Here is a 19857-nt window from a genome sequence, read left to right on the forward strand (position 1 = left end):
TGATGACTATTGATAACCGCGATACCCTGATTATAGCTGCCAGAAGGCGATTTACAGGCAATGTTTTCATTTATCTGCGTGCTTAATAATATATAAACGCCTGTATGTAAAAATATTGTTGCTAAGTAGTTATGCTATATTATTTGAAATAAATCCAGATAAGCAAAGGCAAGTGAAAGTTACTGTTCGGTATTACCATCAAATACTTATTTTTGCGGGCTATGAGTATTGCTAAAACATATTCGCCTAAACAAGCCGAAGAAAAATGGTACCAGTATTGGTTAGATCACAAATTTTTCCGTTCAGTACCCGACGGGCGTGAGCCGTACACTATTGTTATGCCCCCGCCAAACGTTACAGGCGTGTTGCACATGGGCCACATGTTAAACAATACCATACAGGATGTTTTGATACGGCGCGCCCGCATGAAAGGCAAAAACGCCTGCTGGGTGCCGGGTACAGACCATGCCAGCATCGCTACAGAAGCTAAAGTTGTTGCCATGCTTAAAGAACAAGGCATCAGTAAAAAAGACCTTACCCGCGACGAATTTTTAAAGCATGCCCACGATTGGAAAGATAAATATGGCGGCATCATACTGGACCAGCTAAAAAAACTTGGCGCATCATGCGACTGGGACCGTACCAAATTTACAATGGATGAGGATATGAGCGAAGCGGTTATTGACTACTTTGTTCACCTTCATAAACAGGGCCTTATTTATCGCGGTGTCAGGATGATCAACTGGGACCCACAGGGTAAAACCGCCGTGAGCGATGAAGAGGTACTTCGTAAAGAGGTAAATCAGAAGCTTTATTATATTAAGTATAAAGTCGTAAGTCAAAAGTCAGAAGCAGGACTTGGAAATTCTTCAGACTCAGAACTTGCGACTAAAGACTACTTAACCATCGCTACTACCCGCCCTGAAACCATTATGGCCGATGCGGCGATATGTATTAACCCTAACGACGAACGCTATACTCACCTGCATGGCAAAACAGTATATATCCCTTTAGTTAACCGCGAAATACCGGTGATACTGGATGATTATGTTACCATGGATTTTGGTACCGGCTGTTTAAAGGTTACCCCTGCACATGACCTTAACGACTATGAGCTTGGCCAACGGCATAATTTGCCTGTTATTGATATTTTGAACGATGATGGCTCATTAAATGAGCAGGCACAAATATTAGTGGGTGAAGACCGCTTTGCAGCACGTAAAAAAATTGCCGTACTGCTTGAAGAAGCAGGCGCACTGGAAAAAACTGAAGATTATACCTCACAAATAGGTGTATCTGAACGGACAAGCGCCGTTATCGAGCCGAAGCTTTCTATGCAGTGGTTCTGCAAAATGAAAGAGCTTGCACAGCCGGCTTTGGAATATGTATTGAATGGCGATGTAAAACTGATACCCGAAAAGTTTATCAACACCTATCGCCACTGGATGGAAAACGTACGCGACTGGAACATCAGCCGCCAGTTGTGGTGGGGCCAGCAAATACCTGCCTATTATTTACCAAACGGCCAATACGTAGTTGCTAAAACCAAAGAGGAGGCTTTAATTGAGGCTCAACAGATTGATGCCTCTGTAACCATTGATAAGCTTACACAGGATGAAGATGTACTGGATACCTGGTTCTCTTCAGGCTTATGGCCAATATCTGTGTTTGATGGTGTGCGCAACCCGGATAATGCCGAGATCAGTTACTATTACCCAACTAACGACCTGGTTACTGCACCCGAAATATTATTTTTCTGGGTGGCCAGGATGATCATGGCCGGGCACGAACTACGCGATCAGAAACCGTTTAACAATGTTTACTTAACGGGAATTGTAAGGGATAAGCTGGGCCGTAAAATGTCCAAATCGTTAGGCAATTCACCAGATCCTCTTGATCTGATAGACAAGTACAGCGCCGATGGCGTACGAGTGGGTATGCTTTTATGCTCACCTGCCGGTAATGATTTAATGTTTGATGAAAAGTACTGCGAACAGGGCAGCGCCTTTGGCAACAAAATATGGAACGCCTTTAAACTGGTTAAAGGATGGGAAGTTGATAACAGCATCCAGCCCAAAAACCAGGTAGCTATTGAATGGTTTGAAAGCCGCTTTAGCCAGGCCCTGGCCGAAATTGAAGATAACTTTAGCCAGTATCGCCTGTCTGAAGCCCTTATGGCCACTTATAAGCTCGTTTGGGACGATTTCTGTGCCTGGTACCTGGAAATGGTAAAGCCTGCTTACCAACAAGGCGTAGAAAAGCAGAAAATTGATGCCGAAACCTTTACGGCTACCGTTAATTTCTTTAGCAGTATACTCAAAGTGCTTCATCCGTTTATGCCGTTCCTTACCGAGGAGTTATGGCATGATGAACTGTTTGGTGAGCGTAGCTCTACCGACTGCTGCGTTGTTGCACAACTACCGACTATTGGGGCGGTAAATACACAACTGATCTTTGAAATAGAGGTTATACAACAGCTGATCACCAATATCCGCAATACCCGAAACAGTAAAGGATTATCACCCAAAGAAGTGCTTCCCCTGGCCGTTAAGGTTAACTCATCTATTGATTACAACAACTATGAGCCTATTATCAGGCATTTGGGTAATATAAGCGAACTGGACTTTGTGATTGAGGCAATAACCGGTGCAACCAGCTTTATTGCCGGTACAGATGAGTTTCACATCACTTTAAATGTAAATATTGACATTGATGCCGAAAAGGACCGTTTGACTAAAGAGCGTGATTACCTTGCCGGTTTCTTAAAATCCGTTAACGCCAAATTAAGTAACGAACGCTTTATGGCCAATGCCAAGCCAGAGATCATAGAAAATGAGCAAAAGAAAAAAGCGGATGCTGAAGCGAAACTTAAAATAGTAGAAGAAAACCTTAAAGGATTGGCAGGTTAATTGCAACAGGTTACCGTGCTGTTAACTAAATAGTAGTTATTGCTTATTATTAAGCTTTAATTAGTATTTTAGTTACCTCATTTATTGCCGGTTACCACGTGGATTTTTTTAACCTATCAATTAATAAACTACTTACAGGAGATGTGTCCTTTTTAGACAAGGCTCGCATTCGCTTACTGTATTATGGTTTTTTGTTGGCTATTGTAGGTTTAGGCGCTATGTTTTTAAGCGTATACCTGCAGGGGCTGCCGGTTATGAGCACTACCTCCGGGGTAGTTTTATTATCGCTGATAGCCCTGTTCAAATACCTTACTTATAAACCGCACTGGCGCACCATATCGCACATGGTGCTTGTGTTAGGCACACTGGTAAACCTGGCCGGCGTTTTTGTTATTTTACAGGATGTAAATATCATTACCATTCAACTGATCATACTGGTCATAGTATTCAGTTTTTACATGCTCGGGCAAAACTGGGGCATGTTTTATTCACTGCTAAACCTGTTGCCGGTGTTAATCTTTATGGTGATGAGGTACGATCATAATTACTTTATCGACTTTAAACCTGAGCGAACGGATGACTCAACAACCATTATAGCCATTTTTGCCAATTTCATACTGATCATATTTTTACACAGTCATTTTTACAGTGCCTTTTTAAAGAATATTAAACTGCTTAAAGAAACCGGTGAAGAGCAAAAAGCTCTTAATATCAAGTTTGAAAAAGCGATAGAAAAAGCCGAAAAATCTTCAAGAGCACAATCGGAGTTTTTATCTACCATGTCTCATGAAATACGCACACCGCTAAATGCGGTTATAGGGATGAGTAACCTGCTGCTGATGAATAACCCTCGGGCTGATCAGCATGAAAATCTTGAAATATTAAAGTTTTCGGCCAACAACCTTTTAGCTATTGTTAATGATGTGCTTGATTTTAACAAGATCGAATCGGGCAAAGTGGTTTTTGAAAAAATAAAGTTCAACCTGGTTGAATTGATGAACAATATCTGTGGCGGGCAAATTCTTAAGGCCGAGGAAAAAGGTTTACTGTTTAAACTTGATGTTGACAGCGTTTTAAAACAAAAAGTGGTATTTGGCGACCCTACACGCTTAACACAGATTATATTCAACCTTATAAGCAACGCCATCAAATTCACGGCGCATGGCAGTGTTTGGGTAAGGGCAACATGCCTGGAAGATCGGCATAATACTATAACGGTAAACTTTTCTGTAAAGGATACCGGTATAGGTATTAAAAAGGAAAATTTAGAAAGCATATTTGAACCATTCACCCAGGAGTCTATAACTACTACCCGCCAGTATGGCGGTACCGGCCTGGGCCTTGCCATTATTAAGCGCCTGTTAGAATTGCAAAATTTGCAGATGCATGTAAGCAGTGCGGTTGGCAAGGGCTCTGAGTTTTCATTCAATATGGAGTTCCCGGTATCTACAGAGGCGGCTCCTTTGCCAAAGAAAATGCCTGTTGAACCTGTAATGCCTGCTGCAGGGCTAACAGAAAAAGTGCAGGTTGCTAAATCTGAAGCCCCTGAAGCTTCAGGCCTAAGAATTTTGATAGCCGAAGATAACCCTGTAAACGTTATGCTGATGAAAAAGCTTTTCTCTAAATGGAGAATTGTGCCCACCATAGCCGAGAATGGCGAAAGAGCGGTAGAAATTATCCAATACGGCAATTTTGATATCATCTTGATGGATTTACAAATGCCAGTGATGAATGGCTTTGACGCAGCAATGGAAATACGTAAGATGCCTGATCCTGCTAAAGCGAATATCCCTATTATAGCCTTAACGGCATCGGCATTATTCGATATTCGTGAACAGGTAAGCAGCGCCGGCATGAATGATTATGTGGCCAAACCCTTTAAGCCCGATGAGTTGATGGAAAAGATACAAAACCTTGTTTCATCCACCGTTAAATAGCCTGATAGACGGGCAGATCTTCTAAAAACTGGTAACTGCCTGCTGCATGGTCTATACGGCAATAATAGTGCTGCAGCCCATTAGTAACTGCCATAAGCCCAACCTTATGCTTCATGTTATAACGGGCCGCCTGATCAAATACCGCCTGGGTGATACTCACCGACGGTGCCTTACACTCAACCAATAATATTTTAGCGCCAGAGGTATCAAAGGCTACAATATCAGTACGTTTGGCCATACCATGCAGTTTTAAGCCGCCCTCCAGCTTAATAAGTGCCCTGGGATAGCTCTTTTGCCTGATGAGGTATTGTACAAAGTGCTGGCGCACCCATTCTTCTGGTGTTAAAATAATGCTTTTCTTCCGTATCTCATCAAAAACACTAAGCTTTCCGTTATCATTGGTAAGCTTAAAGGGATAGGCCGGAAGATTCAAGGGTTGAAGCATTTTCAAACTAAAAGGCTAAAATTATAAATTCAATAGCATGTTTCGGGTAATCGTCCTTTTTTATTATTCAACATTACACTGCTTTTAGGTTTTTACTTTTATTTTTGACGTACTCGAATGACTGCTACGGATATTATAAAAGACCTCAAGAACCGCAAATTTAAGCCTTTGTATTTACTGCACGGCGATGAGCCTTACTATATTGACCTGATAGGTAATTTTATTGAAAACAATATACTTTCCGAGGCTGAGAGGGGTTTTAATCAAACCGTTTTATATGGTAAGGATACCGATATCATGACGGCTATAAACGCGGCCAAACGCTATCCAATGATGAGCGATTACCAGGTGGTACTCATCAAAGAGGCGCAGGATATGAAATGGGGGCGGGATGATGATGATAAAAAAGGCATTAACCCTGTGCTGGCTTATCTTGAAAACCCGCTGCCAAGTACCATTATGGTGTTCTGTTATAAATATGGCAAGTTTGATAAGCGTAAAAAAACCTATAAGGCCATTGAAAGAAACGGGATCGTTTTTGAATCGGCAGGTTTATATGATAACAAGATACCTGGCTGGATAGAAGGTTATATCAACGATAAAAAATATAAGATCAGCCAGCAGGCAAGCGCCATGCTGGCCGAGTACCTGGGCAATGATCTTTCTAAAATTGCGAATGAGCTGGATAAGTTGATGCTTAACATTAATCCTGGTGCCGAGATATCTTTAAAAGATATTCAGGATAACATCGGCATCAGCAAAGAGTATAACGTTTTTGAGCTGCAATCGGCACTGATAAAGAAAGATGCTTATAAAGTAAACCAGATAGTAAATTATTTTGAGGCCAACCCAAAAGCCAACCCTATTGTACTGGTATTAGGTAATCTTAATAATTTCTTCAGTAAAGTACTTGCTTATCACTACGTTAAAGATAAATCAAACGCGGCAAAAGAGCTGGGCGTTAGCCCTTACTTTTTAAAAGACTATGAATTAGCTGCACGTGGATATCAGCTTGCTAAAACTTTCCAGGTGATAAGTTATCTGCGCGAGTATGATCTTAAAAGCAAAGGTGTAGACTCTAACACCGATCATGGTGGGCTAATGCGCGAACTGATGTTCAAGATATTGCATTAATTATTGCTTTTCAGCTCGGCCATGTTATTGATATCTTTAATGATATGGTCGAGCTCAAGTGCACTTCTCTCCAGCATTTTTAACGATTGCCCAATACATTCGTTATGCTCTATTTCATCCATTGAGTTAATTATTCCTAATATATTTGCCAGCGGTTTACGTATTAAATGCGAGTTGATATAAGCGATCTGGTTAAGGCTTTCATTTTTTTTATTCAGCTCTTCTTCGCCACGCTTTTGCTGCGTCATATCCTGAAAATACACGGCCAGGCCTTCGCTACCGGGATAGATGGTAAAGCATATCCATTTATTTAATTGCGGTATAAATTCTTCAAACTTAGCGGTATCCTTATGCTTAAGCGAATAATGCAACTGTCTGAACACCTCTGATTTCAGGTAATAAGGATGTACCTGCCATAGCTGTTTATGTAGAATCTTTTCTTTAGATGTGCTTAAAATGCGCGTAGCTTCCTTATTCCAGTACGTTACCCTGAAAGTTCTGTCAAGCGTTATAAAACCGTCAGTAATACTCTCTAAGGTTTCGTTAATGCGATTTACGGCCTCGGTCAACTTAATATCTTTAACCTTTTGCTCGGTTACATCATGTATAATCACCATACGGCAATGCGCCCCATAGTAGTCAACCGTGTAAGATGTAAGGTTAACATAGATAACAGTTCCATCCTTTTTTACATGGGTCAGTTCTTTTTTAACAGTTTGCTTATGCTTTATCCGCCTTATTAGTTCCAGCATATCCTGCTGTTCATAATCAGGCCTGATGTTGGCCAGTGTAATTTCATTTATAAACTCGCTGCGGCTATAACCATAGTGCTGTACGGCTGCATTATTTACTTCCCTGAACTTAAGCGTATCCACTTCTACAATCCACATGGGATTAGGATTGTTATGAAACAAGGCGTCAAAGCTGGCATCGTCGTTATTAATCTGCAGCGCCATATTATAGGTATTATGAAGATGTATGCTATTATACTATTAAAGTTAGTTATAAACTAACATAAAGTATACACAATTTTTGCTTTACATAATCACTTAACTTATTGATCATATTTATTTATTTTGCGCTGTTAATACGAAATTAAGAATGAACCATTGGTTAGTAAAATCAGAACCTTTTAAATATAGCTGGGAAAAATTTAACCAGGAAGGCCATACTTTTTGGGATGGGGTACGTAACTATCAGGCACGTAACAACCTGCGCGGTATGCAGGTTGGCGACCTGGTGCTGTGGTACCATAGTAACGAGGGTAAAGAAATTGTGGGTATAGCCCGTGTAATAAAAGAAGCTTACCAGGACCCGACAACTGATGATACTAACTGGGTAGTAGTTGATATGGAGCCGGTTGAAAGTCTTAAAAAGCCGGTTACACTTGAGCAGATAAAAACCGACGAGCGCCTTAAAGATATCGGCCTGGTGCGCCAGGGCCGGCTGTCCGTAATGGCAGTTAAACCCCAGGAATTTGACAGGATATTAGAGCTTTCAACGCAATAACTCTTCATACAACCGGTAATTTTCATCGTCAAAGCAAATGAAAATTACCTTTTTCAGGCTTTCATTAGTTGCCAAAAACTCACTAACTGTAGTTACAGCTATTTCAGCAGCCTGGAGTTTTGGGAAATGGTAGATGCCTGTACTGATGTTGGGGAAGGCAATAGTTTTTATGCCATTGTCCACAGCCGTTTTCAGGCTGTTTGTATAACAATTAGCAAGCAGTTGTGCCTCGTTACGCTTGCCGCCATTCCACACCGGGCCAACCGTATGAATTACGTATTGTGCCGGCAGTTTGCCACCGGTAGTAATAACCGCTTCGCCTGTTGGGCAACCGCCCTGCTTATTGCGTATAGCTATACACTCATCCAGTATTTGCTTGCCGCCTGCCCTGTGTATTGCCCCATCAACGCCACCACCGCCTAAAAGGCTGCTGTTAGCAGCGTTTACAATGGCATCAACCTGCAGTTTGGTAATATCGCCTTTCTTGATCTCAATACGGGTATCCATGGCTTAATAACCACAAACTAAATACCTATGTTTTGCAATTATTGCTTTTGGGTATCAAAAAACAAGGCTTTAAGCTCGGTAGCATCGTCGGGCTTCATTTTACCACCAAGTATAAGCCTTAGCTGCCTGCGCCGTAAGGCGCCATTAAAAAGCTCCGTTTCCTCAGGCGTTTCCGGTATAAGTGGCGGAACTGAAACAGTGGCGCCATCGCCGTCTAAAGCCACAAACGTATAATAAGCATCATTACTTTTCACCTTGGTGCCCGATGGGACGTTTTCGGCATAAACGTCCATCCTCACTTCAACAGAAGTATTGAATGCGCGTGTTACGCGGGCCTCAATAGTAACTACGTCGCCAAGTTTTATCGGGTGATGAAAGGATACATTATCTACCGACGCGGTCACCACAATGCGATTGCAATGTTTTTGCGCGGATATGGCCGCGGCTATATCCATCCAGTGCAGCAAACGCCCTCCCATTAAGTTGTTGATCATATTGGTATCATTGGGTAATACCAACTCATTCATAACTGTGTACGATTCTTTCGGCGATTTTCCTTTCATCCCGCAAAGATACACTTTAGGCGCAACGTATCACTGTTTTGCGCTGTTCAATTCGCCATATCCTACCAACTGCTCATACCGAGAACCAACCTGCCTGTAATAAACCAGTAACTGGTATTCATTTTCGGTTTCAAAGTAATTCCCTTCCAGCAATATATCATCCGGCTTTTTAGTGATATTGCTTACCCAAACGTATTGATAGTCATACACCCCCTGTTTAAGCAGTATATCGGTATACCAGCGGCCGCGGCTGTCAAACTGCATCCTGCTTCGCTTATCTACCTTCCAATCGTTAAACTGGCCTACAATATATGGGGCTCCTTCATTAGCATTCTTGTTGGTAGCAAGGTTAAAGTAAACGTGCGCGTAGTCGGCATCACGCCGAGGGTCGCTGCCATCCTGGTTAAGGATAAAAAATTTACCATCGTTATCATACAATAAAGTATAATCAGGCAGGTTACGACTGGGGTCGCCCAATAGCATTACTGTGTTAGCGGTATCTTTATAAATTTTTGCTACCCGTTCAGAGTTAAGCTTAAGTGTTCGTAAATCAAAATGCCTGAACTCATTCCGGCCCGCAAAATCATTAATGTTTACATCATTATAAACTAACTGGCTGCCGCGTATGTAAGTAGGCACGGCATTCATAATTGCAGTCTCGGGCCGGGCGTTCTGCATTATTAACACCCTTACATCGGTGCGTGGGTTTTGCACTTGCAGACCGGAGCAATCTACCGTAAAATTTACCTTTTGATTGGTGCGCCTTAACGAAACGTTGTTGGATGAGGTAATGTTTGCAGCAACGGAAACCCTGCGTGTTACCACATATAAACGACGTGTAAGTATCAATTTAGACTGGTCGCCATCCTCATAAACTTTCAGGATATAATTCCCGGATATTTTAGGAATAATATTGCGGTTAGGCAGTTTAACTTGGTAATGGGTATATTTTTGAAATGTGGCCGACGAATAAGTATAGTCGTTTATGCGGTCGTCTGTAAAACTTTCCAGGTACTCGACAGGCGACAGGCGCGATGGGTTCCAGTTGGCATCGCAATGTTGCAGGGTATAGTTAAAAGTACGGCTGCCGCCACTCAAATCATCAAAGCCAAGGGTAACCGTTTCGTTACTGCCTAAGGTGATAATGGGGAACGATGATGGCTTTTCTGTTTTATAAAACTCAACGCTTTTGATCTCATGCCGGTAAACATTGTTTTGATAAGGTGGCGTTTGGGCAAAGGCACTGATAAACGGCAACAAAAAAGGCACTAAAAAACTCAAAGTTTTCAGTGCCTTTAATTTATTTACAGAAACGAAGCGATTCCCAATCAGTTTTAGAATATCTAAATGATATTTACCTCCTGAGATTGCTTCGTCCTTCGCAATGACATTTTGTTTATTCATTATCTTTCCAGCTCCATTATCTGCTCGGCCAAAGCTTCCCAACGGGCCTGCTGCTCACGCAACTCCAGTTTTTTAAGCTGATAAGTATCGGTTAATTGCTGCGCCTTTTCCGATTGGTTGTAAATGGTATTATCAGCCAGTTGCGCTTCAATCCCTTTAACTTCCTTTTCAAGGGCAGCTATTTGCTCTTCCATCTTACCAAGGTCCTGGTTAAGTTTCTTTAGCTGTTGCGATTTATTTTCAGTAGGCTGTTGCTTTACCGGCTCGGCCTTTTTCTCTTCTTTCTTAGGCTGGGGCGCTGATTTTGGCGCAAGTTTGCGATTAGAGTTCCATTCATCGTACTCAACATAAGTACCCGGATACTGCTTGATCTTTTGATCTTCTATGAACCATATTTTATTGGCTACATTATCAAGGAAGTACCTGTCGTGCGATACCACTATCAGCGTGCCTTCATACTGCTGCAGGGCCTGTATCAGGATGTTTACCGATTGCATATCAAGGTGGTTGGTAGGCTCATCCAGGATCAGGAAGTTAGCATCAGCGGTAAGTGCTTTTGCCAGGGCTACGCGTGATTTTTCGCCACCCGACAATACTTTTATCTTCTTGAATACGTCATCGCCGGTAAACAGAAACGAACCAAGGATGGTGCGTAATTCTGTTTCAGTATGTTTTGGTGCAAAAGCCTGCAACTCCTGAATGATCTGGTTTTCCAGGTGCAACGACTCCAATTGGTGCTGGGCAAAGAACGTGGTTGTTACATTATGCCCAGTTGTTGCAGTGCCAGCATAATCTTTATCGGCATTAGCTATGATGCGCAACAGTGTAGATTTACCCCTGCCGTTAGCACCTATCAAAGCAATTTTATCACCTTTTTCAATAACGGCCTCGGCATCTTCCAGGATATCTATTGTAGGATATTTTTTGGTGATATGCTCCAGTGTTACCACATGGCGGCCCGACTGTTTAGAGAAACGGAAGCTGAAGTTTACTGTAGGGTTATCGTCGTCCACATCATCAACACGCTCCATTTTATCAAGCATTTTAATGCGCGACTGGGCCATTTTTGCTTTAGATGCCTTGGCGCGAAAACGCTCGATCAAACGTTCCTCCTGCCGTATTTTAGCCTGCTGATTTTTAAACTCCCCACGCTGAATATCCTCACGCAGGGCCTTTTCCTCCAGATAGAAAGAATAGTTGCCTGCATAAACAGTGAGCTTACCCTTGCGCGATTCTACTGTTCGGTTGATTACCTTATCCAAAAACCACCTGTCGTGCGATACAATAACGATTGCACCCTCAAATGACTTCAGATAATCTTCCAGCCATTGGATAGATGGTAAGTCCAGGTGGTTGGTAGGCTCATCCAGTAGCAGGATATCCGGTGCCTGCAACAGTATTTTGGCCAGCATCACGCGCATACGCCATCCTCCCGAAAAGGTGCTAAGCTTGCGCTGGCAATCTTCCTCGCTGAAGCCCAAACCCGCTAAAATTTCGTGAGCTTTGTATTCTATATTATAACCGTCAAGCAATTCAAACTCGTGCTGTTTGTCGCTCAGTTTATTTAAAAGATCTTCGCTATAATCTGTTTCCAGTTTTTTAAGCAGGTTCTCAATTTCGTCATGTAATTGGTTTTGGCGCTCAAAGGCTTCCATGGCCACATGTACAATGTTCTTGTCAGACGAGTACGAAAGCAAGTCCTGATTGAGGTAACCCATAGTAAGGTCCTTAGCCATGGATATGGTGCCGGATGTAGGCGTATAATCGCCAACTATCAGTTTTAATAAGGTAGTTTTACCGGTACCGTTGGCACCAATCAAACCAATTTTTTCGCCTGGTTTTATATGCCAGTTAGCTTCATCATATAAGGCGCGCGCACCAATCTCAAACGTAAGGTTATTTATAGCGATCATTTGGCGGCAAAGATACGGTTTTGCGGGCAGAGGTAAAAGGTTAAGTAATAATGGCAAATAACGATTGTTGAATGTTGAATTGAATATCGAAGTGTGCATGTATTTCGTTATTCGATATTCAAAGTTTCGTGTTCGATATTCAATTAACTAACTTCGCGGCATGTATCAACTGATCAAACCCTTACTGTTTAAGTTTGACCCTGAAAAGGTGCATTACTTTGTAACACGCAACCTTAAGCGCTTTAACAAGTTCCCGGGCGGCACTGCAATCAGCAATGCCATCTGGACTGTAGAAGATAAACAACTGGAACGTGATGTGTTTGGATTGAAGTTTAAAAACCCGGTAGGCCTGGCAGCCGGCTTTGACAAAAATGCCGAAATGATCGCTGAAATGGGGGCCTTAGGCTTCGGGTTTGTTGAGGTTGGTACAGTTACACCTCTGCCACAGCCCGGTAACCCTAAGCCACGTATGTTTCGCCTGCCGGCGGATAGCGCTCTGATCAACCGCATGGGCTTTAACAACCTGGGGGTTGATGTAGCCGCGCAGCGTATAGCCGCCTATCGCAAAAGTTTAAAACCCGGTCAGCAGGCACTGATCATTGGGGGAAATATTGGTAAGAATAAAGTTACCCCGAATGAAGAAGCAGTAAGCGATTACATTAAATGCTTCGACCGTTTATTTGATGTGGTTGATTATTTTGTGGTTAATGTAAGTTCGCCAAATACACCCGGCCTGCGTGAACTACAGGAGAAGGAATCACTGATGAATATCTTAAATACTTTACAGCAGCGCAATAATAAAGCCGGCATTAGCAGGCCAATCCTGTTGAAGATAGCACCGGATTTGACCGATTCGCAGCTTGATGATATAGCGGATATTGTAAAGCAAACCGGCATTGCTGGTATTATAGCCACCAATACTACTATTAGCCGCGAAGGGCTTACCTCAAAACATAAAGATGAAACCGGCGGTTTAAGCGGCAAGCCCGTTACCAAACGTTCTACAGCGGTTATCCGTTATTTGCATAAAGCATCCGGCGGCGCCTTCCCTATCATAGGTGTAGGCGGTATCCATTCTCCCGAAGATGCCATTGAAAAACTGGAGGCAGGTGCCTCCCTTGTACAACTTTACACCGGTTTTATTTACGAGGGGCCGGGGTTGATAAAAAGAATTAATAAGGAAATATTGAAAAGGAAATAATGAGTGTAGAAGAATCGTTAAAAAAGGTTTGTAAAGCTTTAAAGATTGAATTTGACCCAAGCGACACCCAAGACTGGGGAATTGTAAATTCGGACCCAACGAGGGTAGCTGAGTTTATTAACTATTACAAGAGTGCCGACTTAGACGATGAAGCCAGGTTTCATGTATTTGAACTGGTGGTAGCGTCTTACAACGACGCTATCTTGGGCAGGCTTAATAAAGGCCAGGTAAAAGCTGATTTTGCCGAACTTGTAAAAGAATCGTACAACGTACCGAATCTTAAAATTGTGCGCGATTACTGGAAAGAGATTTATAATAAGGAGAACTTTCCGGTAGGAAAATTATTGTAAAGCAACAAAAAACTAAAAAGGCGTACTGGACACCCAGAACGCCTTATAAAATCCTTGTAAAAGAAGAAATTAGTTACTTGCAGCAGCTTTAGCTAATGCTTCGTTGTTTTTCTGGATCTGGTTCCCTTTTTTCTCTGCAGAACGGCTGCCTAATTCAATGTTGGTAGCCAGCTTCAAAAACTGAACTTCTAAACGAGAAGTAGTTTTGTTTCTTCTATCTTTTCTTTTTAAACGAGTAACACCCATGACTTTTATTTTAATATTTTGTAAACCCTGAGGTCGGAAGCGGATTCGAACCGCTGTAGGAGGTTTTGCAGACCTCTGCCTAGCCACTCGGCCATCCGACCATTTTTAAGGATTGCAAAAATAGTAATTATTTATTGGCAATCAATTTTATTTGTAGGTTTTTGAACTTATTTGTGCGCAACATATAGCGGTAGCTATGGCAACGTTCAAAGATTCGGCCTTACCAACCCGCGGAACAGTGATGGCTTGCGTTATTAATTGCTGTATATCAGGGCTTATTCCGTTACCCTCGTTACCCATAACTATTAATCCTTCAGTGCCAAAATCAGTTGTGTAAATATTCTGCCCATTTAATAATGTACCAAACACAGGGATACCACTCGCCAAAATAAATTTCTTTAAATCAACATAACTAACATTTATCCTTGCAAGCGAGCCCATTGTAGCCTGCACCACTTTGGGGTTATAGGCATCAACCGTATCATCAGAACAAATGATGTTGCTGATGCCAAACCAATCGGCCGTACGGATAATGGTACCCATATTACCGGGGTCCTGCACACCATCAAGCACTAAACTAAATTTATTTTTAATTGCAGCATACCCTAACACTGTGGAATGTGGCAATTTTAAGACACCAACAGCATCGGCGGGATTTTTCAGTGCACTGATTTTTTGAAGTTCGATTAAAGAAATCTCCTGAGAGTTTATTTTTTGGGATAAATTAAGCAATTTTGGGGCTACATCAGGCGTATGATATATGGTTTGGATGTGATATCCAGAGTCGGCAAATTCAATTATCGATTTATATCCTTCTACAACAAATAAACCATGTTTTCTGCGAAACTTTTTATGTTGTAATGAGTTTAGTAAACTGATCTGAGATTTTGAAAGCATATAACATACCCGGATCTATCCGTCATGCAATATTAAGTATTTTAGCGCTGATTATCGTTTCAGGCTGCAGTGTTACTCGCGGACTAAAGGATAATCAATCAATTGTACGCAAAATTACCATAAAGGGTGTTGATGATGAGTTTGCAGATATGGCTGTTAATTACGTTGATAAGGAACAGCAACCAAATAACTGGCTTAACCTGCAATTTTACTACACCTTTAGTAAAAATGGCAAAAAGCGCATTGGTGAGGCGCCTGCCGTGCTCGACAGCAACCTGGTTGAATTTTCCAGAGTACAAATAGAGCGCTTTTTGATTAACAAAGGATATTTAAAGGCTAAAGTTGCCGATTCAATAGTTATTAAAAAGCGTAAGGCCGAATTGATTTTCACCGCACAACAAGGCCCCTTATTTCATATCCGGAACTTTAAGGACAGTATTTATGATGAAAAGGTAAGAGACATATACCGCAAAACGCGTATGCAGTATACGCATGTAAAACCGGGCAGCCGTTTTGATACTGATAGCTTAGCGTATGATCGCGACCAGTTGTACCAGGTAATGAAACGCAACGGCTATTTTGACTTTTATCGCCAATACGTTACTTACGAGCCCGACTCCAACTATAATAGCAGTGTGGTTGATCTGACGATGATCATTGACAACCCTCCGGGCAAGGCAGAGCATCCTGTTTATAAAATAAATAACACCCTTATTACTATTGCCCGCAGTAACGGGCGCACTACTGGCAAGGCCGATACCATACAGGTTGACTCACAGTTTAGGTTTGTTGACTACTCGGGCAGGTTTAAGCCACGCACTGTTACCGATTATATTTTTCAAAAAAAAGGGGAGATCTATGATATAGATAAGCAAACGCTGACTACATCCCGCCTGTCTGAACTGAATGTTTTCAGGAATGTTCCTAACCCTACTTATGAGAAATTGCCGGATAGTACTAACCGATTGAATTCAAAAATTGACATTGTTCCGCTTAAACAAATGACTGACCGTGTAGAGGCTGAGTTTTTGTTTAGCGGAGGGCGCTATGGATATAACTTGGGTAATACCTTTACTAACCGTAACATATTTAAACAAGCTGCAGCCCTACAAATTAAATTTAACTGGAGCGTTTTGTTTGATAATGGTTCCGGCAACGGCACGGGTATTCAAAACCAGGATTTCAGGATAGGCGCAAGTTTGATATATCCGCGCCTGATACTTCCGTTTGATTTTCCTAATCTGGCCAAATTTGGTGTACCGCACACCACATTTTCAACCAACGCGCAGTTGTTTTACCAAAAGGGCCTTGTGGAGCGTAAAAGCTTTATCAACTCAATAACCTACGACTTTTTTGATACGCCTAAAAAGCAGCATTCTATTACCCCTATCAGCATTGAATTTTCCAGCGGTACTATTGATCCGGTTGCGAAGGCTGAGTTGCTTAGCCAAAACCGTTACTCTTATGTGTACCTCATAGGGCGTACAACATTTACATCAGGCAGCCAGTACACTTACCAGGTAAATGCCCGCGATTTAAATACTTACAAAAATTTCACTTATTTTAGAGGTAGCCTTGATATAGGTGGCAATACACTAAGCTTAATAAGTAAACTGGTGAATGCGCCGAAAGATACGCTTGGCCAGCGCACACTATTTGGGTATGCCTTTTCGCAATACGTTAAAACAGAACTTGACTATCGCTGGTATCGCAGCCTGGGTGGTGAGCGACAGTTCATCTTCCGTTTTAACCCTGGTATCGGTATTCCATATGGAAACAGCGATCAGTTGATTTTTGAAAAAAACTTTTATGCCGGCGGTGCCAATGATATGCGCGCCTGGCTGCCCCGCACTTTGGGCCCGGGGCAATTTAACCGGTCTGTTTACGGCAATGACACTACCACGCGTAACCGCCTCAAATACCTCGACCAGTTTGGCGAGATAAAAATGGTGGCCAATGCCGAGTATCGTTATAAACTCGCGGATGACTTTTTTGGAGCAAAGCTAAAGGGCGCATTTTTTATGGATGCCGGCAACGTTTGGCGCCTGCATGAACAGGAAGAAAACCCTAACGGAGCGTTTAAATTTAGCAATCTGTGGCAATCTACAGCCATTGGTATAGGCACAGGCCTTAGGTTTGATCTTAATTTCTTTATCTTCAGGCTTGATGCTGCATTTAAATTCAAAGACCCTCAGTTTACCGGTTCAGATCAATGGGTTTTGATTAAACATGCCGGTGAGTTGTTTGGCGGTGGCTCTTTCAAAGACAAATACCGACAAACCAACGGCGAAAACTATAACTTCATGCAGCTGAATTTTGGTATAGGGCTGCCTTTTTAAGTGTGAGGATTGGATGAGTGAAAATTCGATTAGTGAGTTACTGAATTATTAAATGGGTCAAATACACAACTGTTAATGATTTAATAACTGTTTGATACGCTAAGTAATTATTGCTTCAGTCCTTCTATCATTCCGTTATTAAGTTATTTGATTTACCCTCCGGCAAATATTCCTTTCAGTCCATCAATAATACTTTGAAAAAATGTAGGTATGCTTAAACCGTTACTATGGTTAAAGTACAGAAAGATGCAAAATATAATTATGGCTATGATTATAAACCTTTTGAACATGTAGCCTAACAGCACCAGGGCAACAGGTATAGCAACAAGTAACATCCAACTTATTTTAATTGGGCTAAGCTTACTATCATGCCGGTATACATAGTACAAGATAGAGTGAGTGCCTGCATCGTTACTGTGGCGCACATACACAAAGCTTGATTTTTCAATTTTATGACGGTAAAAGGCAGTGCCTTTATCAAACTTTAAAGCCTCGGTAAAACCGTTAACACTAAAAGTAAAAACCCCGCTTATCCCTTCTTTGATATTGCCTGCAGTATCAACCGCTACTATGGCTATCTCGTCTTTAGCAAACGGATTTTCTTTAACTACAAACTGGTTAATAATTACTGCATCGGCGTAAGATAAACTAAATACCGAAAACAGCAAGAAGATGGTAACAAGTGTTTTTTTCATAAGGCACATAAGTTTAATCAACTTAACTGCGCAATAAAAATAACACTTTTCTACTTGTTAAAAATATAAATACTAAGGTTTAATAAACTGGCAAAACCTACCCATAATAAATATGGCAAAAGTAATAATGCCGCTGTTTGGCTAAACCTGCCAAACCAGTTGATATTAAGTATAATTAAAACAAGTAATAATAAGATAATGATCAATGCAGCCAATATATGATGCATACCAAAAAACACAATGGACCACGAAAAGTTGAGCAACAATTGCAGCGAGTATATTACAACTGTTGTTTTAAAAGCTGCACTATTATCCCTAAGCCGCCAAACTAAATAGGCGGCAGTTGCTATCATTATATAAAGAATTGTCCATGCAACCGGGAAAAGCCACTTAGGAGGGGTAAAAGATGGCTTTTTAAGGTTTGCATACCAGCCAGCAATCTCAGGTCGGGTAAATAAGGATGCAACAATACCAATACCCAGGGTTATAAGTAAGCTTATAGCAAAGGGAATAATCTGAAATTTTGCTTCATGGTTCGGTGTATTCATAATTAGTATACCTTAACCGCATTTAAATGTTTCGATTAAAAACTGTATTACAAAAAGGCTCTTAAATAAGAAATTTACATCTTTTAAAATAACCGCACAAAGCAACTTTACTTTGTGCGGTTTAAAGGTTATAAGTTTCCCCGCAGCTCTTGTTCGCGCTCAATTGCTTCAAACAGGGCTTTGAAGTTTCCCGCTCCAAACGATTTTGCCCCTTTACGCTGAATGATCTCGAAAAACAATGTCGGGCGATCCTCTACCGGTTTGGTAAATATCTGCAGTAAATAACCCTCATCATCACGGTCTACCAAAATACCAAGCTTTTTTAGCGGTTCCAGGTCCTCATCTATATGCCCAACCCTACTGATCAGATCATCATAATAAGTGGTGGGGACGGTTAAAAACTCAACACCCCGGCTTTGCAGGTCAGTAACGGTTTTTACAATATCATTTGTAGCGAGTGCCAGATGCTGCACACCCTCTCCTTCATAAAATTCCAGGTACTCTTCAATCTGTGATTTCTTTTTCCCCTCTGCAGGCTCATTGATCGGGAACTTAACATAGCCGTTTCCATTACTCATTACCTTACTCATCAGCGCTGAATATTCTGTGGAGATTGTCTTATCATCAAAAGTCAGGATATTACGGAAACCCATTACATCTTCATAAAAATTAACCCACTGGTTCATTTTATGCCAGCCTACGTTGCCTACGCAGTGGTCTACATACAGCAGCCCGGTTTCTGTAGGGTTGTAAGCCGTTTTCATCTCTACGTATCCTGGCAAAAAAGCGCCATTGTAATTTTTACGTTCAATAAAAAGGTGTACCGTTTCTCCGTATAGTTTTATACCGCTCGTACGCACCTCTCCAAACTCATCGGTTATGGTTTGTGGCCGCAGGTATGGTTCGGCGCCACGGCTGGTAGTTTGTTCAAACGCACTGTATGCATCATCAACCCATAAAGCAAGCGCTTTAACACCGTCTCCATGTTTTTTAATATGTTCTGATATCGGATGATCAGAATGCAGCGGCGTAGTCAGCACAATACGAATCTTGCCTTGCTGCAGCACATAAGATGCGCGGTCGCGCACGCCGGTTTCCGGGCCGGCATAAGCCAGGTCCTGAAAGCCAAATGCGCTTTTGTAATAATGAGCAGCCTGCTTGGCGTTACCCACATAAAACTCCACATAGTCTGTACCGTTAAGCGGTAAAAAATCTGTTGTTGGTTGTTTTGTATCTATTGTTAGTGTTTGCATTTTTTTG

General features: G+C 41.7%; 18 protein-coding genes and 1 tRNA gene. 7 read left to right on the forward strand and 12 right to left on the reverse strand.

Annotation, left to right across the window (positions count from 1 at the left end; all coding sequences use genetic code 11):
• Nucleotides 1–221 precede the first annotated feature (221 nt).
• Nucleotides 222–2909, forward strand: coding sequence for a valine--tRNA ligase (locus ACFQZX_RS02815; RefSeq protein ID WP_377111119.1), 2688 nt, complete (start codon nucleotides 222–224; stop codon nucleotides 2907–2909).
• A 98-nt stretch (nucleotides 2910–3007) separates the two neighbouring features.
• Nucleotides 3008–4846 carry an ATP-binding protein gene (locus tag ACFQZX_RS02820; RefSeq protein ID WP_377111121.1) on the forward strand — a complete coding sequence of 613 codons (1839 nt, stop codon included), beginning with the start codon at nucleotides 3008–3010 and terminating at the stop codon, nucleotides 4844–4846.
• On the opposite strand, the gene ACFQZX_RS02825 is transcribed toward ACFQZX_RS02820, so the two are convergent.
• The gene (locus ACFQZX_RS02825; RefSeq protein ID WP_377111123.1) at nucleotides 4839–5291 is read right to left on the reverse strand and encodes a type I restriction enzyme HsdR N-terminal domain-containing protein; all 453 of its coding nucleotides are present in this window, start codon (nucleotides 5289–5291) and stop codon (nucleotides 4839–4841) included. The genes ACFQZX_RS02820 and ACFQZX_RS02825 overlap by 8 nt on opposite strands.
• A gap of 117 nt (nucleotides 5292–5408) precedes the next feature.
• Here ACFQZX_RS02825 and holA point away from each other — a divergent pair, with 117 nt between their 5' ends.
• On the forward strand, nucleotides 5409–6425 hold the full coding sequence (gene holA, locus ACFQZX_RS02830; protein ID WP_377111125.1) for a DNA polymerase III subunit delta: 1017 nt from the start codon (nucleotides 5409–5411) through the stop codon (nucleotides 6423–6425).
• Here the strand turns inward: holA and ACFQZX_RS02835 are convergent.
• Nucleotides 6422–7381 (reverse strand): PAS domain S-box protein, encoded by a 960-nt coding sequence (locus ACFQZX_RS02835; RefSeq protein WP_377111127.1) that lies wholly within the window; start codon nucleotides 7379–7381, stop codon nucleotides 6422–6424. The two genes, holA and ACFQZX_RS02835, sit on opposite strands and share 4 nt — an antisense overlap.
• Nucleotides 7382–7526: 145 nt before the next feature.
• Here ACFQZX_RS02835 and ACFQZX_RS02840 point away from each other — a divergent pair, with 145 nt between their 5' ends.
• Nucleotides 7527–7934: an EVE domain-containing protein gene (locus ACFQZX_RS02840; protein WP_377111128.1), complete on the forward strand. Its 408-nt coding sequence runs from the start codon at nucleotides 7527–7529 to the stop codon at nucleotides 7932–7934.
• Here the strand turns inward: ACFQZX_RS02840 and ACFQZX_RS02845 are convergent.
• From ACFQZX_RS02845 to abc-f, 4 genes are read right to left on the reverse strand one after another with little or no spacing between them, the layout of a single operon-like run.
• Nucleotides 7923–8441 (reverse strand): O-acetyl-ADP-ribose deacetylase, encoded by a 519-nt coding sequence (locus tag ACFQZX_RS02845; protein WP_377111130.1) that lies wholly within the window; start codon nucleotides 8439–8441, stop codon nucleotides 7923–7925. The genes ACFQZX_RS02840 and ACFQZX_RS02845 overlap by 12 nt on opposite strands.
• Nucleotides 8442–8479: 38 nt before the next feature.
• Complete coding sequence (locus tag ACFQZX_RS02850; RefSeq protein ID WP_377111132.1) at nucleotides 8480–9004, reverse strand: acyl-CoA thioesterase; 525 nt, start codon at nucleotides 9002–9004, stop codon at nucleotides 8480–8482.
• A 30-nt stretch (nucleotides 9005–9034) separates the two neighbouring features.
• Nucleotides 9035–10408 carry a type IX secretion system plug protein gene (locus ACFQZX_RS02855; RefSeq protein WP_377111134.1) on the reverse strand — a complete coding sequence of 458 codons (1374 nt, stop codon included), beginning with the start codon at nucleotides 10406–10408 and terminating at the stop codon, nucleotides 9035–9037.
• Entirely contained in the window at nucleotides 10408–12321 is a 1914-nt protein-coding gene (abc-f, locus tag ACFQZX_RS02860; protein ID WP_377111136.1) for a ribosomal protection-like ABC-F family protein, read from the reverse strand. The genes ACFQZX_RS02855 and abc-f overlap by 1 nt, the downstream gene beginning before the upstream one ends.
• Nucleotides 12322–12481: 160 nt before the next feature.
• Between abc-f and ACFQZX_RS02865 the strand changes: the two genes are divergently transcribed.
• A complete protein-coding gene (locus tag ACFQZX_RS02865; protein ID WP_377111137.1) occupies nucleotides 12482–13522 on the forward strand; it encodes a quinone-dependent dihydroorotate dehydrogenase in 1041 nt (346 codons plus the stop codon).
• Nucleotides 13522–13872, forward strand: coding sequence for a hypothetical protein (locus ACFQZX_RS02870; RefSeq protein ID WP_377111139.1), 351 nt, complete (start codon nucleotides 13522–13524; stop codon nucleotides 13870–13872). The genes ACFQZX_RS02865 and ACFQZX_RS02870 overlap by 1 nt, the downstream gene beginning before the upstream one ends.
• A 69-nt stretch (nucleotides 13873–13941) precedes the next feature.
• Here ACFQZX_RS02870 and ACFQZX_RS02875 read toward each other — a convergent pair whose 3' ends face one another.
• The 3 genes from ACFQZX_RS02875 to ACFQZX_RS02885 all read right to left on the reverse strand — a co-directional run bounded on the left by ACFQZX_RS02875 (nucleotide 13942) and on the right by ACFQZX_RS02885 (nucleotide 15015).
• The gene (locus tag ACFQZX_RS02875; protein WP_377111141.1) at nucleotides 13942–14118 is read right to left on the reverse strand and encodes a spore protein; all 177 of its coding nucleotides are present in this window, start codon (nucleotides 14116–14118) and stop codon (nucleotides 13942–13944) included.
• Nucleotides 14119–14148: 30 nt separating this feature from the next.
• Nucleotides 14149–14219 (reverse strand) — tRNA-Cys (locus ACFQZX_RS02880).
• Between the two features lie 46 nt (nucleotides 14220–14265).
• Nucleotides 14266–15015 carry a TrmH family RNA methyltransferase gene (locus ACFQZX_RS02885; RefSeq protein WP_377111143.1) on the reverse strand — a complete coding sequence of 250 codons (750 nt, stop codon included), beginning with the start codon at nucleotides 15013–15015 and terminating at the stop codon, nucleotides 14266–14268.
• Here ACFQZX_RS02885 and tamL point away from each other — a divergent pair.
• On the forward strand, nucleotides 15006–17354 hold the full coding sequence (tamL, locus tag ACFQZX_RS02890; protein ID WP_377111144.1) for a translocation and assembly module lipoprotein TamL: 2349 nt from the start codon (nucleotides 15006–15008) through the stop codon (nucleotides 17352–17354). The two genes, ACFQZX_RS02885 and tamL, sit on opposite strands and share 10 nt — an antisense overlap.
• Before the next feature lie 152 nt (nucleotides 17355–17506).
• Here tamL and ACFQZX_RS02895 read toward each other — a convergent pair whose 3' ends face one another.
• The 3 genes from ACFQZX_RS02895 to hppD form a co-directional block, all read right to left on the reverse strand.
• Nucleotides 17507–18049, reverse strand: a complete 543-nt coding sequence (locus tag ACFQZX_RS02895; protein ID WP_377111146.1) for a hypothetical protein — start codon at nucleotides 18047–18049, stop codon at nucleotides 17507–17509.
• 50 nt (nucleotides 18050–18099) lie between these two features.
• On the reverse strand, nucleotides 18100–18597 hold the full coding sequence (locus ACFQZX_RS02900) for a TspO/MBR family protein (protein WP_377111148.1): 498 nt from the start codon (nucleotides 18595–18597) through the stop codon (nucleotides 18100–18102).
• A gap of 128 nt (nucleotides 18598–18725) precedes the next feature.
• A complete protein-coding gene (gene hppD, locus ACFQZX_RS02905; protein ID WP_377111150.1) occupies nucleotides 18726–19850 on the reverse strand; it encodes a 4-hydroxyphenylpyruvate dioxygenase in 1125 nt (374 codons plus the stop codon).
• Between the last annotated feature and the right edge of the window lie 7 nt (nucleotides 19851–19857).

This window comes from Mucilaginibacter litoreus (assembly GCF_042676805.1).
Classification (GTDB): Bacteria; Bacteroidota; Bacteroidia; order Sphingobacteriales; family Sphingobacteriaceae; genus Mucilaginibacter; species Mucilaginibacter litoreus.

Excerpts from the sequence above, each read along its gene's own strand:
- hppD (WP_377111150.1), bottom strand. The coding sequence starts at position 19,850 with ATGCAAACACTAACAATAGATACAAAACAACCAACAACAGATTTTTTA.
- ACFQZX_RS02875 (WP_377111141.1), bottom strand. The coding sequence starts at position 14,118 with ATGGGTGTTACTCGTTTAAAAAGAAAAGATAGAAGAAACAAAACTACT.
- ACFQZX_RS02865 (WP_377111137.1), top strand. The coding sequence starts at position 12,482 with ATGTATCAACTGATCAAACCCTTACTGTTTAAGTTTGACCCTGAAAAG.
- ACFQZX_RS02870 (WP_377111139.1), top strand. The coding sequence starts at position 13,522 with ATGAGTGTAGAAGAATCGTTAAAAAAGGTTTGTAAAGCTTTAAAGATT.
- ACFQZX_RS02850 (WP_377111132.1), bottom strand. The coding sequence starts at position 9,004 with ATGAAAGGAAAATCGCCGAAAGAATCGTACACAGTTATGAATGAGTTG.
- holA (WP_377111125.1), top strand. The coding sequence starts at position 5,409 with ATGACTGCTACGGATATTATAAAAGACCTCAAGAACCGCAAATTTAAG.
- ACFQZX_RS02855 (WP_377111134.1), bottom strand. The coding sequence starts at position 10,408 with ATGAATAAACAAAATGTCATTGCGAAGGACGAAGCAATCTCAGGAGGT.
- ACFQZX_RS02895 (WP_377111146.1), bottom strand. The coding sequence starts at position 18,049 with ATGAAAAAAACACTTGTTACCATCTTCTTGCTGTTTTCGGTATTTAGT.
- ACFQZX_RS02825 (WP_377111123.1), bottom strand. The coding sequence starts at position 5,291 with ATGCTTCAACCCTTGAATCTTCCGGCCTATCCCTTTAAGCTTACCAAT.
- ACFQZX_RS02835 (WP_377111127.1), bottom strand. The coding sequence starts at position 7,381 with ATGGCGCTGCAGATTAATAACGACGATGCCAGCTTTGACGCCTTGTTT.
- ACFQZX_RS02815 (WP_377111119.1), top strand. The coding sequence starts at position 222 with ATGAGTATTGCTAAAACATATTCGCCTAAACAAGCCGAAGAAAAATGG.
- ACFQZX_RS02845 (WP_377111130.1), bottom strand. The coding sequence starts at position 8,441 with ATGGATACCCGTATTGAGATCAAGAAAGGCGATATTACCAAACTGCAG.
- abc-f (WP_377111136.1), bottom strand. The coding sequence starts at position 12,321 with ATGATCGCTATAAATAACCTTACGTTTGAGATTGGTGCGCGCGCCTTA.
- ACFQZX_RS02900 (WP_377111148.1), bottom strand. The coding sequence starts at position 18,597 with ATGAATACACCGAACCATGAAGCAAAATTTCAGATTATTCCCTTTGCT.
- ACFQZX_RS02885 (WP_377111143.1), bottom strand. The coding sequence starts at position 15,015 with ATGCTTTCAAAATCTCAGATCAGTTTACTAAACTCATTACAACATAAA.
- ACFQZX_RS02840 (WP_377111128.1), top strand. The coding sequence starts at position 7,527 with ATGAACCATTGGTTAGTAAAATCAGAACCTTTTAAATATAGCTGGGAA.